The following is a 14,111-nucleotide window of genomic DNA, read 5'->3' as shown; positions in this document are numbered from 1 at the left end:
TGACTGCATCACTCCCATTTGACGGTTGCCGGATCTATCCCGTTTGCACGCGCTGCAGTTTCGATTGCAACCAGCATCCATTTCGCCAATCCAGGTTCCAGTTGTTCGTAATGGCGCCTGAAACGCGGGTCGGCCACATACATTCGCCCCAGAATGACATGCATGGACGGCGTCACATGGAACCATGACAAAGCCTGCCGATGCTCGTCAATCAGTTCGAGAACCTTATCTGATGTCGGAGCCAGACCTTTTCGTTTGGCTTGTGCAAGCTCACTTTCCACGTCTTTAAGCCGGGTCATGTCCTTTTTCTGTTCTTGTTCGGAGCGGGAAGCTTTTCGCTCCGCATACTCAAGCCACTGCCTGCTAGCACCCCAGCGTTCGTATGCTTCCGAAAAGTACTGGTCCTCCTGATCGATCTTCGTAGGAGCTGAATCATTACCTGACCTTCCCTCGGCAAAGGCTATGAGTCGGTCCAGACGATCCGCAGCTTTCCTAAGATGCTGGATTTTCTCATCAATTCGCGAGCGCTGTCCCTGCAACTCGTCCAAAGCAAGCGGTGTCTTGCAATCGAGCAATGCCTTGATTTGTCTGGCATTGAATCCCATCTCCCTGTAGGTCACAATTCGCTCCAGCCGTGCGAAGTCATCCTGCATATATTGCCGGTAATTCGACAGTCCACGAATGGGATAGATCAGTCCTTCCTCTTCCCAGTGGCGCAGCATTCTCCTACTGACCCCTGTAAGTTCAGACATCTGACCGATGCTCAAGCCGCTCTTGCTGCCTTCGCCACTGAATTCGCTCTCACGTGTCATGCCTTGACCCTAAACCCTGCCATCATGTCAAGGTCAAATCAATTGTTTCCTGGGGATGGATGAGGCAGTGCATGCACACACCGGCCCCAAACGCCCCAATAACAGGTTCTTGAGGAGGCAGCTTTTGATCCTGCTTGTTTGCGAAGTATTCCCCCTCCGATTATGAAAACGACTAAATCCAGCGCGACTCCTTTCTCATGGGTGCAAATTAGCCTCGTCAGCAGCGACGTGTCCCCTGCAGGGGACAGTTTCTTTTCCCGCGTTGAAGGATTGCGCCCGTCGAACTTGCATAGGAATCAGTTGAATTCCGATTGGAAGGGGAGGCGCAATGGCATATACGGACGGAAACAACGAACCGCAACTGGCTGTGTCCACACAGGGGTTGGTCAAGGCCTATGGCGGATTCAAAGCCGTGGATGGACTGAATCTACGGGTGCCGGCAGGCGGGGTCTACGGACTGCTGGGACCAAACGGAGCCGGAAAATCGACCACCATGAAACTCCTCCTGGGATTGACAAAACCGACTGCTGGAAGCATATGGATGCTTGGACAGCAGGTCGGAAAGAAGAGCAGGATTCAGCCGGGCCGTGTGGGCTCCATGATTGAAGGACCCAGCTTCTACCCAGGCCTGTCAGGTCTCGATAACTGCCGCATGGTAGCCGATTATCTGGATCTGCCAGTTTCGGCTGCCTCAGAAGTGCTCACCAAGGTTGGATTGCGGGGATACGAGAAGAGGAAGGCGGGCGCCTACTCTCTGGGGATGAAGCAGCGGCTGGGCATCGCCATGGCGCTGATCTCGCATCCGGAGCTCCTGCTCCTGGATGAGCCCACCAATGGCTTGGATGCCGAGGCAGTGGTCGAGGTGCGACGAATGATTATGGACTTGGCCGCCTCGGAGGGGGTCACTGTCATCATCAGCAGCCATATCCTGTCGGAGATTGAAAAGATGGCTCCGGTAGTTGGCATCATTGCCGATGGTCATTTGCTCTACCAGGGGACATTGGAAAATCTGCGCGAAGAGGGTCATATCGATCTACGGGTGTCCGATCTTGGGCTCGCGTCAGAGATGCTCGAAACTCAAGGCATTCAACACGAATATATCAGGAAGAGCGCAACCCTGCGCATTCCCGAGATACCAGATCCGCAAATCGGGTCGCTGGTAACTCGACTAGTATCGCATGGTCTGCAGGTATACCGTGTCGCCTCCGAACGCAAGAGCTTGGAAGAAGCCTTCCTCGAACTAGTGGAAAACCCGCAGAACCATGTAGCGCAGGGTCCTGTGAAGCCGTTCGGTCATAAACAGAGGAGCGCACGATGAGCTCTGTCGAATCATTCTCCATGCGGCCCAAAGAATTTCGATCGGGAAAGCCCCCACGCTCATCCCATCCAGGAAGGCTGCTTGTTCTGCTTTCGATGGAGCTTCGCAAGTTGAAAGGCTCCTCATTTTGGTGGATGGCCTTGGGCATGATTGCCCTGGTTTCGGCATGGTCGGGCTTGGCCTTCATGAAACGAGCCGAGTCTGCGAACCCCGCCACTCGTACCGTAGCCCTTGCACAAGGTGAGATCTTCCAAACTGTCGGTCTGCTGGCACCCATCCTTGCAGCGCTGCTGACCAGCCGGCTTGCCGTTCTGGAGAGCAGCGAGCGCATGGATCTCAAATGGCGATCCCTAGGCCAGAATGCGATTGGGAGGTTTCTTGCCAAGCTCGTAGTTGCGGGGTGTGTGATTTCGCTATGTTTCGTGATTCCTTTGGTGTGGATACCGCTGGCAGCTTCAGCACAAGGGTTCCATCTCGATGGCAGTCTGGCCGAATACATACTCCTTCCGGCACTGATTGCTTGCTTGTCATCCATGGCTGTCACGGCCATACAACTCGCCCTCTCCCTGACTATCGAAAGGCAGGCCATAGGCCTGGGTCTGGGTGTGATAGCCGGTTTGATCGGGACTGGACTGGGCCCGATGAATATGCCGGCTCTGGGCTGGTTCTTCCCAGCCGGGATCAGTTCCGCGGCCAGCCCGTTCCTGTTTTCAGCCAGCTCTGATGGTTTTGCCAGAATGACCTTGGTCACCAACCCCTGGATGAAGGTCCTGACCAGCCTTCTGGTCTGCATTATCTGGTCGGGAATATCAGCATTCGTCATCAAGGTCAAGGAGTCAGACCGATGAACAGACAGTACTCGACAAACACCATAACCATTAGCCCGATGAATCGCCCAAGGCCATCGATCACTGCCGCCTTCAGATGGGAGATCCGCAAGGCCGGCAATCTCTGGTACTGGCTGGCCACAGTGCTCTTCGACGCCATAGGAATATTCAACGGTTGGGACCAGTACCAGAGCTACAGACCGGACTTCCAGGCTCAAGGAGTGACCTGGGCTGCGGTCTGGGGGCAGGCGATCCTTCTGCCAAGTATGGTCTTCATACCAGTCCTGGTCGCAGCCTTTGCAGCCCAGGTTGAAGCCAACGAGCACAAGGGACGCAACTGGCAGCGCCTTAATGCCTCAGGCATGGTCGGGACTGCCATAGCCGGGAAGATGCTGCACGGACTGCTGGCATCCCTCCTTACCGTCGCCATTTTCGAATCCGAATTCATACTCGTGGGTGTTCTGGTAGGAGGCTTCGACCCTGCGGAACTCGGTCCCTATCTTATGCGTGGCGTACCGATGACGTTGTCAGTGTGGGCCATTATGACTCTGACCCAGGCCATAGCTGCCAGAGCCGAATCCTTTGCCTCAACCATGAGCATCATGTTTCTGCTCACTCTGGCAGGCTGTGCGCTGTCGATTGCCGCACCAGCCTTGGCGCTGCCTTATCCTCTGGCCCTGATCACCACTGCATCCGCCGCCCGCGACATGGGCAATATCGCGTCTACGGCCTCTATGGCGGCCTCGTGCATGACGGCAATCCTCTGGGTGCTGATCAGCCTCCTTATATTCCGGCACGAGGCCCGCAGAGCAGTCTAATTTTGATGCAGAGTCAATGAAGAGAGGATGCAGCACTCGCAAGGTCGCATATCTCAGTGTCTGACAGCATAATGGAATACCGGCAGTTATCAGGAAGAGGCTCACCGATGAGAGCAGGCAAGAAGACTCAAGGCTGGATTCAGTTGTGGAACCGGCCATATATGACCTTCGTGGCAGTCTTTTTCTGCGCCCTCTACGAGACAGGGATGCTGACCAGGCTGATCCTTGCCCCAAGCAGCGCCAACCAGACCCTCTACCAGGTCATGAAGTCTGCCAGCTGGGGCTTGCCCCTGTTTGTGGTCATTATTTTTCTCGCACTTGTCACCCTATGCCTGCGCCGTCTATATCCTATGGCGACCCTGCTGGTGGTCAGTGGCATGCTTGCCCTGACTGCCGCAATCTATGGCTCGGGATGCACCTATCTGATCATTCCCTGGCTCGTCAGCCTCTACGCCTGCGCGGTAGAATATAAGAGCATGGCATCATTGACAGCTGGGCTGGGCAGTTCCGCCATTCTGGACCTGCTCAGCATTGCATTCTCTGCCAATTGGCATCGTGATGTCCACTTCACCGACCTTCTGTATCCGATCGGATTGACTTTCGCCCTCTGCCTGACAGTCGCCTTTTTCTCACGCTCCGTAAGGCAATCACGCATGTCGGAGCAGGCGCTGGAGGAGGAGCGCTCGCATGCTCTAACCCTGGCCCATGAGCGGGACCAGGCCATGCATCAGTCCAGAATTGCCGCCCAACTGCATGACAGCGTGGGTCACGACTTGACCGCCATCATCGCCTTATCCGAAGGACTGGATCATGCCAGCGGAAAGCCGGAAATTGATGAGGCTATATCGGTGATTAATGACCTGGCACGGCAGGGATTGGACGACACTCGAACTGCTGTCAAAGCCCTGCAATCAGAGACAGATCCGAAAAACGACCTACAGCCGGCCACAGGGGAGAGGCATGGCTGGGAAGACATCAAACCCATCCTCGACCACGCCCGTCAAGCCGGCATCAGCACTGCCCTGACGGAAACGGGTCTTCGGCCACAGGATTCCGAACAGGCCGACCTTACCTTCACTGTCACCAGGGAGGCGATCACCAACGCCCTCCGCCACGGACAGGAGGTTAACCGTATTGTGGTCTCCTGGGATCACAACAGCCGGGGCGGCATAGATATCACCGTTCGCGATGATGGACGAATCTTGAATAACGAAGCCGACAATACCAGTAGCAGCGGTACAGGTCTTGCCAGGTTAAGAGCCGAGGTGCAAGCTCATGGTGGCAGCTTCCATTCGGGTCCTGGTTCTGATGGTTGGACCTTGCAGGCCCACATACCCTCGCTAGCCGCAATGGCAGCTAACAATATAGGCATGAAGGAGAACGCATGATCCGCGTCATGATCGTCGACGACCAGCGCCCGACCCGCATGGGACTGGCACTCATGGTCGCTAAGGATCCAACCTTGCAGGTCGTAGCACAGGCGGTCAACGGCCAAGAAGCTTTGGATAACTTGGCCACATCCGCCGAAAATCAACAGCTTCTGCCCGATGTGATTCTGATGGATGTGCGCATGCCTGTCATGGACGGGCTGGATGCCACCAGCCGTATCAAAAAGCTCCATCCTGAAATTAGCATTCTCATTCTGACCACCTACGACGAGGACGACTATGCCTTCACCGCTCTAGGGGCGGGGGCCTCCGGGTTCCTGCTCAAGGATGTCAAGACAGCGGATCTGCACAGAGCCATCCACGCGGTGCATGCAGGCGATGCAATTCTCACGCCGCGCATCACGGCCGAAGTAATCAGGAAAGGAGTTCCAAGGCCAAAAGCCAATGATGAATCTGAGGCTCGCGAGCAATTTGCCAAGCTGGGCAAACGCGAACTTGAGGTCGCTTCGCTGGTCAGCCGAGGCCTGACGAACGCAGAGATTGCCGAGCAACTCCAGCTACAGCCTGACTCTGTCAAAAAGACCGTCAGCCGCATACTGGCAAAACTCAAGGTCAGGGACCGGATCAACATCGCTGTCCTTTGGTATCAGGCCAACATGGCAAACTACTAAGTAGCACCGAATGCGGTCTCTCTCATTCGTTGATGAAAGAGGCTGTATCCGGCTGTATTTTTTGGGTCCTAATCCATATATTGGCGATAGAAGTCCGCCATTTGGTTCATCAACGGCACATCCAGCTCCAAGCCCTTTGACTTGTCGAAATGCTTGGTCGAATATACGTTATAGCTTTCGTTAGAAGGCTTTTGACCCAGTCGTCTCATGTGCTCCTTGTATTCCTGGTCGAATTGCTTTCGGTATCGCACCGAGTCCTGTGAATAGTAGACATAGGCGTGCCCGCGATCCTGGTATTCACGAAAACGGAATCGTGGGTTGGACTGAAATGTCTCATGGAAGAGGTCATAACTATATCTGACCGGGACCACCTGATCGTCACGGCTCTGAGTTATGAAAATTCCCGCCTTGGATTTCTTCAAGCCATCCAAAGCGGTATAGCCCGCAAACTTCCCGAACTTTACATGCTCATATAAGTCCAGGCAGGGCAGGATAAGCGAGACGGCAGGGCCAGCGATTTTTCTGCCGGGCTGACGCATCATATCGATTGAACGATTGAATCCAGAAACCATGACTGCGGCCTTGACCTCTGGGTGAAGATTGAGAACAGCGCCGACCGCATAGCCTCCCCAGCTCTGCCCGAACAAGAAAAGAGAAATTAGACGATTACATATCTCGATGGGAGTAAGGTAAAATACTAAAACCCTGGCGACCCACAGCTATAACACGATTTAAAAGCGCTATCTATCCGAAATACTACGAGACCACATGGGGTGCTAACACAAAGCAATCGAATAGGTCGTACGGGCACAATAAACCGGACTATTGCTCAATGCCCGGCGTTGTTCCTTTACAGGTGTATTACGAAACACTTGACTAACCGACCCAACCCCTTCAGCCTCAAATCCGGCAAATCTAAGCTCGTGCTCATCGCGCTCAACCTTACTAATGTCGTTTAGCTGTATTTGGATGTCGAATAAGACTGGCCCAACCTTCAAGAATTCATCTTCCACGAGCATAATGGTTCCCAAAACACACGTAATAAAACACCATCGAGTTGAAGAAACTTGTTTAGATCACTGACATGGACACGCAAACGTAAAACCTAACACGGAACCCATTAGCATGCTGTCCATGCATCTCGCCTCACTAGGTACCGCCTCCAAAAACCCACCCAGGAAATCGCGTACCACTCCATATAAGTGATTAGAGTGCGTCCTGTCGCACCATTAGTTTAGACAAACGCGTATAAGCCATATAAAACTCGACTCGGCTCCCGCCATCGAATAGTAATTGGAATCTAACTATTAGATGTGGAATTTGAGACAAGGTTGTATATAGAGTTGTCCTACAGTTTTGATCACAATACCTTTATGCAAAAATTGCATTGCTGCAAGACGGGAGGTGGGATATATAGACTAACCATTCTTTTTGAACAAGATTACTCTCTCTCCCATAGAGCTATCTGTAAACCTTCGGTCTGTGCCTCATCTTCTGTGATTGGGAACAGAGCAACAATCCTGTATTGACCGAGATATGTGTATATGTTGCGTCTTGTGTCTTGCTTATACATTATGAAGATATGGCGTTTAAGACCTATAGAATTACCATCACGCTTGGAATTCTCTTCTTTCGGCCAACGTTCAATAATGTATTTTCTATTTGGTGTAGATGAAACAAAGTCCCAGTTATCTTTTCCTTCTTTAAAAAATGATATTTGAAGGCTGGTTAAACCTGGAGAGGCAGCAGTGACATGAGGTGAATTTTTTGCATTTAAACCGGTAGATACCGTTGGCGACCATGAGGAATGCTGATAGAAGCTGTAAACTGACGGAACTTGTTGATTTGTAAAACTAACCTTATTTTGCGCCATGAAAGTAAGTGCTTCTGGAATTGTGTGGAATGTAGCCCCCTCATCAGGAATACGCAATGATTGCGATGCAATACCAATAGGATAGGAATCCATTTTTGTTTTCCTCCATATTCAGTGATCCAAAAATTCATCTAACACCTCACTAGTTTAGGATATGTATCATGTACTAAAAGCTGGTTCGTAAGCAGATTTCCGAGAATTTGCAATAGCATTAATTACGGTCCAAGATTCTTTATATAAAGCTTGTTTTCAATCTTTGTCATTCCTAGCCATCAAAGTTGTCTTCTAGAGTTTTATGGACTCTTCGATACTGCTTACTTTGCCATGCCTAAGTATCGCTATTTGTCTTGTCCTAATAACTTTTATATGATTCCAAGGGTCTTCATAAAATCCTTGCTCGTTGGGATTCTTTGCACGAATCCTTCATTTATATACGATTATTTTGTCTTTGAGAAACTACGACAATTCTATCAATGCCGTAAGAAGTAGCTAATTCCAAAATTGACTTATTAGCAAAACTAGTTTGTCACAGTCGTTATCTATTTTACAATATCTTGATAGCAAATGATGATTGAGCATTTGAAGAATAAGTGGCTTTTTTAAATTTGTCTATTTTGCTACGGGTATCTTTACATTTTTCTTACTTTACCCTCATAAGATATATACGACACAGTCTTACGCACGATTTTTTTATTTTGATCATTACTCTCACAATAGCATTTTATAATGCGTTCATTGTTTTCTCGTCGTTATATCTATTTTAGAAAATACCATCTTTGTGTAAGGCTTCAATAACCTTTACTGTTAATGCATGTGACCTATAGCGACTCAGGTAACAGAAAGAGCCGTTATAGGTATTTGAATCTTGCTGGTTCCATCATCAACGCCTTACCAGTAAATAATCATTGTGTGATATGCGGTACAACCGGCATTTGGCAGCGTCGCCGCTGACTTCGGCGTTTCAACAGCTGTGACAGTGCAGATTGTTACTGTTGTGATGGCCGGTTATCTTATCTGACTGGTACTGCTGGTTCCGTTGGCTGATCGCTTTTCGCCTGGTCGATTAGTTCCCATTCAATTGGTTGGACTTGCCATCGTGCTAGCAGCCGCAACCAGCGCTCCTACTGCAGTAGTATTGGTGGGCGTATTCGGACTTGTCGGGGTCGCTTCCCCAGTCGCTGCAGAAGCCGTTTCCGCCGTCGGGCGGTTCACGCCGCTCGAAGTTCGTGGCAGCCCAGTAGGAATCGTTCTTGCAGGAAATTCGGCTGGTATTCTTCTCAGCCGCTTCGTCGGAGGAGCCTTGACGAGCTTGCTTGGATGGCGCCTGGCATGCTTATCTGCTTCGCAACCCTGCTCGTAGCGACAGGCGTGCTCTGTGCAATCGTATTGCCTCGACATCAGGAACAAACCGGGAACAAAGGCTCGTACTTTGCCACTCTGCGAGCGCTTCCTCAATTGCTGCGCATCTCTCCAGCACTTCGACTGGCATCCGCAACCGGCATGCCCCGGTTTTCTGCTTTCAATCTCGTTTGGGTCAGCCTTTCAATAGCACTCTCCAAACCGCCCTACAGTCTGAATCCTACGCAGATTGGCTCTATAGCCTCGCCGGTGTCTTGGGGCTGCTCGTGACCAGTTGGGCCGGCAGCCTGACCGACCGTCACGGTCCGCATGTCGTCGTCATCGGTTGTCTGATCGCAGCCGCAATCGGCGCGACCATCCTGCTCATCGATATCGGCAACCCCGTACTTTGTGTAATCGGGTTCGCCATCTTTGATGCCGGTTGCCTCGGCACCCAAACAGCCAACCAGGTTGCTGTAGTATCCATCAATCCACCCCAGTCCGGTAAATTACAGCAGCGTGTATCTCACTCTCTATTACGCGGCTGGTGCTATAGGCTCATCCTTAGTGACGCCAATCCTGTCATTTTAGGGATGGACCAGAGTGACCCTCGTAGGAGTTGTTTTGCCCGCCGTTGGCGCGCTCATCCAATTGCTGAGACGTAGATTGAGAAGCTCGGTTAGATAGCGATCTATCAGCTCAACGAGATTCATTGGAGATCCCACCCAGTTTGTGATGCAAGCCGTTTATGAATTGGGCAAGAAACTCCAACTCCCGGCGTAGCATTGCGCCTACAGAACTCGTGGTGTTGAGCAATTTGACGGAAGGGCTGTTCTGAGCGAATCGAGAAGTAGACCCCGACACCATACACACGACCTGTGCCATCTGACCGGTTTTCCTATCAATTTTCGCAACAATCTGGGTGTTGTAGAACTGCGACGCGATTGGATCTGCCGCCTACCGGTTTATTGCGATCATAAAGTAATCACGTTATTTAATTAGTCCCATTACATTTGCTACCTATAACCTAATCACAGCAACGAGACGACCACACACGGGCTCTAGTTCCGCTATACGAATCGGCCAGCTTCGTCTTATATTACTTTTCGCAAAGACGTATACACCAAAGAAGATCCTCTTCAATTTCAGTAAGGCGTCGACAATGGTCATGCATACTTGATGTGACGATACCATAAATAATCAAGGAGCAAGGATAATGAAGACGGCTACGATTAAAGTTGAACGTTCTCCGATCTATTTACTCCAAACCCGTATTTTGTTTCATTCGAGTGGGGGGCTGTCAAAAGCTTCAACGTCGGTACTCGTTCCCTCGCAAAGGTCAATAGGATTCAAAACAATCAGGTTTATCTTAATTTGAGGATCGGTTCACTACCGGAATCGTCTGACCTGACCTGCACTTTTCTTCATTAATATATGTATACTACGCACGGGAACCATCGGATGGACGAACCTTAATATTGTCTGGACTCATAACTGGCAAAACTAAATGTTTTAAGCTCAGTTGAAATTACAATCAACGCAGAAAATCCATAAAGGTATGAAAAGTAATCATATACTTCAACCGATATGAGCTGAATGAGCAAGACAAAACATATATTTCGTCAGTATTCAAGCTATTAGTTGCTATCAAGATTTCAGTGCATCAGAGGGACAATGAACACAATGTGGCAATACGCTATTGCCCCGCAAATGAGACCAATTATCATGTAATGACTTGTTATAGCGTCCTTCCAAGGTCTTCCTACAGCCTAGGGAATCTCCCTTATCAGCAGCAGACAGCATCCTCCGCACTACTGTATAGTCAACAATTTTCTCGTCATATTGGAGAAACGACACCCCTTCGTGCGTTGAATTCCGGCCGAAGCGCAAATATCAATTTTTTCTGATTAGGAAATGAGTCTGTTAACGTTTGCAAAATAACAAGGGCGCAAAGGATTCACAGATTTTTTAATAAATAGACCCGTTTCGCTGATACCTATTAATGATTTTCTACCGAGTGCCCTGTTGATGACATCTAAAAAGCAGATACTAAGGCGTAGACCCGTTGCCATTGCTTATACTTATGTATAACATCAAACAGATCTGACGCAAGTTAGCTTTACTTTATTCTGGTGCTCATTCGGGTCGATAGGTCTGATTTGAGTTCAACAAAAGAGAAACCCATGAAGGACAAGAAGGGCAGCAAAGCAATAGTCGATGAACAACTCAAAATCATATGGTACTGTTCGTTTCGGCTCCCGTTCGCTATCAGCGCTCACAGCCGCTTTAATTCCAGGCCTGGTGAACAGCATCTTTCTGGTAGTCATCCTTGCTGGCTTCATACCGCGGTCAAGTCTTTAATAGATACTACTTTGTCTGGTAACCGTGAGCCTTTGGTGGGTCATTTTGGTGGATCCAAATACCTTAAGAGCCACTGTTATGGAAAACAGAGCAACTTACTGTGTTTTCATCTGGTCGGTGTCGGTCGTTGCCTGCTGGCCAGTTTGGTGGGGGGGCGATCAATGGGCGCTCATGCTCGTGTCCTTTCTAATAGTAATATCCATAGTCCTTTCCTTGACCTGCGATGTCGAGAATTTCTTTAATCACGGATAACCGCCTAGAAAAAGACAACAAAGAACGTGAGTGGTCTCAGATGAAACTCACAAAACTAAGAGTATAGCAACAAACGGTAGTACCGGCTGAAAAGGCCATTTCGTTTCTTCGCTTCAACAGAGCTGCTATATGGAGGACGTATTGGATTTTCACACATTCAAGAAATACTTCAACGCAAAATCGCGTTCTAAACTGTAACTCCGATTGGTTATAGCAGAAACAATACAAACTGGTCCGAGATTTGCTTTGGTCAGCAATGCATAGTCATTTGCACTTACAGAATTTGAAAATTCGTAAGCATAGCAAATTTTTATCAAAATTCAGTTATGCTTAGAATTGAAATTGAAACAAATCCACTTACCATTACTTCTTCGAAAAATAGATTTATGTGAGTTAAGTACAGCATTTATCTGCTTGCTAGCCAAACTCGAAAAGCGCTTAAAAAGATTGTCAAGTATAATCATGCTTATTTTTTCGAATCGCTCCTGCTGATCCTCTGGTCTGTAAATGAGCTCCCCATAAAGAATAAAAGCTATTGCATTTTCAGCTATCACCTTATAGTCTACTAAAGTTTGTAGTCTTAATTTTTGCTCGCCTTGTTTCATCTCTTTTGGCAGCCACTTCGTTCTTACCTGTTCAAACGTTTTCGGATCAATTGTGGGCTTCGCCTTTCCGCCACCATTTATCAATGCTGGATTATCTAATACGAGCATGAAATTCTCATCTAACAGTTCCAAATCGTCTGCTGCTGGAGTCAATGGCGTGACTGAATCTTTCACAACATCCAATAATAGATTCATAAGAGCACTCGCCCATTTTGTATCATCTGTTGAGTCTGTTTGTTGGGACCAATGACTGACACTGAGTCGTGACCTCATTAGACGCACTACATTGATTTGTCCATCAAGTGCATGCAGCCAATTTGTCAGTTGAGGCTGTGCAGTACTACTAGCCTCGATAGCATTAATCAAGGCAATGGAATTGGAGTGAAACATATCTACTAAATAAGTGGTATCTTCTTTTTCCTCAACAATACTGGAAACCAAAGCATGATATGCAGCATATACTTTATCGCGGTTCTCTTGTAAATCCTTTGCAAGATCCCTATGTGATTCTCGTCTATTAAATTGATAGGCTATAAAAGAAATCCATACGGATGCACACGCCGTCCCAATAGAAGCTATTTTGTTAATGATATCCAGCGATAAATCAATATTGATCATTTCTAACTCTTTTCGATGCAAGACTTCTTAATGTTATATCAACTAGTTGTTGACTTATCTGTCTTTCTGAATTTATATATAACCAGCTTGTGACTTTTATAGAATTTTGCAAAATAAATAGAGGGAAAGAAAAATAAATCTATGCCACAGCAACAGTATTAGGAAATAACAATATTCAGGTACAAAGGTAATAGCACTGCAATTATACGCACCTGCAATATTTAATATAGAGCTTGTATAAATCTAATAATTATAAGACAATTCGGAACTCTCATAGGTCATAGGAGGATGTTAGGTACTTTTGAGCACTAGCTTTCTTTCCTTGTATTAGATTTTATCCTACAGAGACGTTCAAAAGAACCAAGAAATAGATAACGCAATATTTCAATTTCTTATTGATTATTATAAATTTTACTCGCTCTGGTCAGTATCGCCTCTATCCAGATGATGCCTTTTCTTCGTTTTTCTCGAAATCATACACTGTCTTAAACTAGGTTCACTTTAAGAAAGCAAAGACAACGGTTACCAAGCAATCATTCCATATCGAAGTAGTTATACTTCTTGTATAACTAAGCGGCATAACTATGAATAGTGGCTATCATAAAGTCTACTTTGCAATTCTTTGTTGCTGTACATGGAAATATCACTGTGAACAAGTAAATATTGCAATAAGATTTCTGTATTCTTATAAAGCTTTTGATTAGATCGAATCAACAGTTTACACAGATCGAAAAAATAAATATGTCTTGAATAATCCAATGGTAATTTAGAGTTTATAAAGGCCCTGATGCCTAGACTCTTTGAACAATAGAACTCAGCAATAATGTCAGGCTGGATGGATTTGAAATCATGACCCATTATTAAGAGAAAGACTAGTAAGCATATATAAGCTGCCCTTCGTCGCTAATATCTATTGCCATGCTGCAAGTGCTAACAAGTTTCCCCCACTAACTGATATGAGCTAAAACCTGTACGTTAGTGTATCCATTTGCCCAAAATGCACCAGATCGGTTTCTGCGTGGTGCCTGGATCACAATAGATGAAAATCTATATTTTTCAATAATTCCTAGCATGGATATGTCCAAATACCTAGAGTCGGAATAATATAGAGGATTAAGAATCAGACGTCTACAGACGAAATTTTCTCTCTATGTCTGTGGACGATTAGAAAATGACATTCAATGAACAAGTCACTCATATTATATTATTAACATAATAATTAAGTCCTGC

The 14,111-nt window shown here is 47.6% G+C and carries 12 protein-coding genes; 8 read left to right on the top strand and 4 right to left on the bottom strand.

The genetic code is table 11. From position 1 onward, the window contains the following. Positions 1-8: 8 nt before the first annotated feature. Positions 9-812: a MerR family transcriptional regulator gene (locus ACUIAI_RS03260; protein WP_445342623.1), complete on the bottom strand. Its 804-nt coding sequence runs from the start codon at positions 810-812 to the stop codon at positions 9-11. Between the two features lie 328 nt (positions 813-1,140). Between ACUIAI_RS03260 and ACUIAI_RS03255 the strand changes: the two genes are divergently transcribed. The 5 genes from ACUIAI_RS03255 (at position 1,141) to ACUIAI_RS03235 (ending at position 5,834) form a co-directional block, all read left to right on the top strand. Then, on the top strand, positions 1,141-2,130 hold the full coding sequence (locus ACUIAI_RS03255; protein WP_445342622.1) for an ATP-binding cassette domain-containing protein: 990 nt from the start codon (positions 1,141-1,143) through the stop codon (positions 2,128-2,130). Between the two features lie 95 nt (positions 2,131-2,225). Continuing rightward, positions 2,226-2,978, top strand: a complete 753-nt coding sequence (locus ACUIAI_RS03250; protein WP_445342621.1) for an ABC transporter permease — start codon at positions 2,226-2,228, stop codon at positions 2,976-2,978. After that, complete coding sequence (locus tag ACUIAI_RS03245; protein ID WP_445342620.1) at positions 2,975-3,775, top strand: ABC transporter permease; 801 nt, start codon at positions 2,975-2,977, stop codon at positions 3,773-3,775. The genes ACUIAI_RS03250 and ACUIAI_RS03245 overlap by 4 nt, the downstream gene beginning before the upstream one ends. 161 nt (positions 3,776-3,936) lie before the next feature. After that, complete coding sequence (locus ACUIAI_RS03240) at positions 3,937-5,163, top strand: sensor histidine kinase (RefSeq protein ID WP_445342619.1); 1,227 nt, start codon at positions 3,937-3,939, stop codon at positions 5,161-5,163. Further along, entirely contained in the window at positions 5,160-5,834 is a 675-nt protein-coding gene (locus ACUIAI_RS03235) for a response regulator transcription factor (RefSeq protein ID WP_445342618.1), read from the top strand. Before ACUIAI_RS03240 ends, ACUIAI_RS03235 begins: the two co-directional genes overlap by 4 nt. Before the next feature lie 68 nt (positions 5,835-5,902). Here the strand turns inward: ACUIAI_RS03235 and ACUIAI_RS03230 are convergent, their stop codons facing one another. Continuing rightward, complete coding sequence (locus ACUIAI_RS03230) at positions 5,903-6,481, bottom strand: alpha/beta hydrolase family protein (protein ID WP_445342617.1); 579 nt, start codon at positions 6,479-6,481, stop codon at positions 5,903-5,905. A gap of 794 nt (positions 6,482-7,275) precedes the next feature. Continuing rightward, entirely contained in the window at positions 7,276-7,800 is a 525-nt protein-coding gene (locus tag ACUIAI_RS03225; RefSeq protein ID WP_198190777.1) for a hypothetical protein, read from the bottom strand. Between the two features lie 943 nt (positions 7,801-8,743). On the opposite strand from ACUIAI_RS03225, the gene ACUIAI_RS03220 reads away from it, so the two are divergent. The 3 genes from ACUIAI_RS03220 (at position 8,744) to ACUIAI_RS03210 (ending at position 11,648) form a co-directional block, all read left to right on the top strand. Then, complete coding sequence (locus ACUIAI_RS03220) at positions 8,744-9,067, top strand: MFS transporter (RefSeq protein ID WP_445342616.1); 324 nt, start codon at positions 8,744-8,746, stop codon at positions 9,065-9,067. Continuing rightward, positions 9,021-9,710, top strand: a complete 690-nt coding sequence (locus ACUIAI_RS03215; RefSeq protein ID WP_445342615.1) for an MFS transporter — start codon at positions 9,021-9,023, stop codon at positions 9,708-9,710. Before ACUIAI_RS03220 ends, ACUIAI_RS03215 begins: the two co-directional genes overlap by 47 nt. 1,518 nt (positions 9,711-11,228) lie before the next feature. Then, positions 11,229-11,648 carry a hypothetical protein gene (locus ACUIAI_RS03210; protein WP_445342614.1) on the top strand — a complete coding sequence of 140 codons (420 nt, stop codon included), beginning with the start codon at positions 11,229-11,231 and terminating at the stop codon, positions 11,646-11,648. A gap of 330 nt (positions 11,649-11,978) precedes the next feature. On the opposite strand, the gene ACUIAI_RS03205 is transcribed toward ACUIAI_RS03210, so the two are convergent. Continuing rightward, positions 11,979-12,881, bottom strand: coding sequence for a hypothetical protein (locus ACUIAI_RS03205; protein ID WP_445342613.1), 903 nt, complete (start codon positions 12,879-12,881; stop codon positions 11,979-11,981). Between the last annotated feature and the right edge of the window lie 1,230 nt (positions 12,882-14,111).

The sequence above is a fragment of the Bifidobacterium sp. ESL0827 genome (assembly GCF_052606685.1).
Note: the sequence above shows the minus strand (reverse complement) of the source record. Positions and strands in the feature narration are given on the sequence as shown.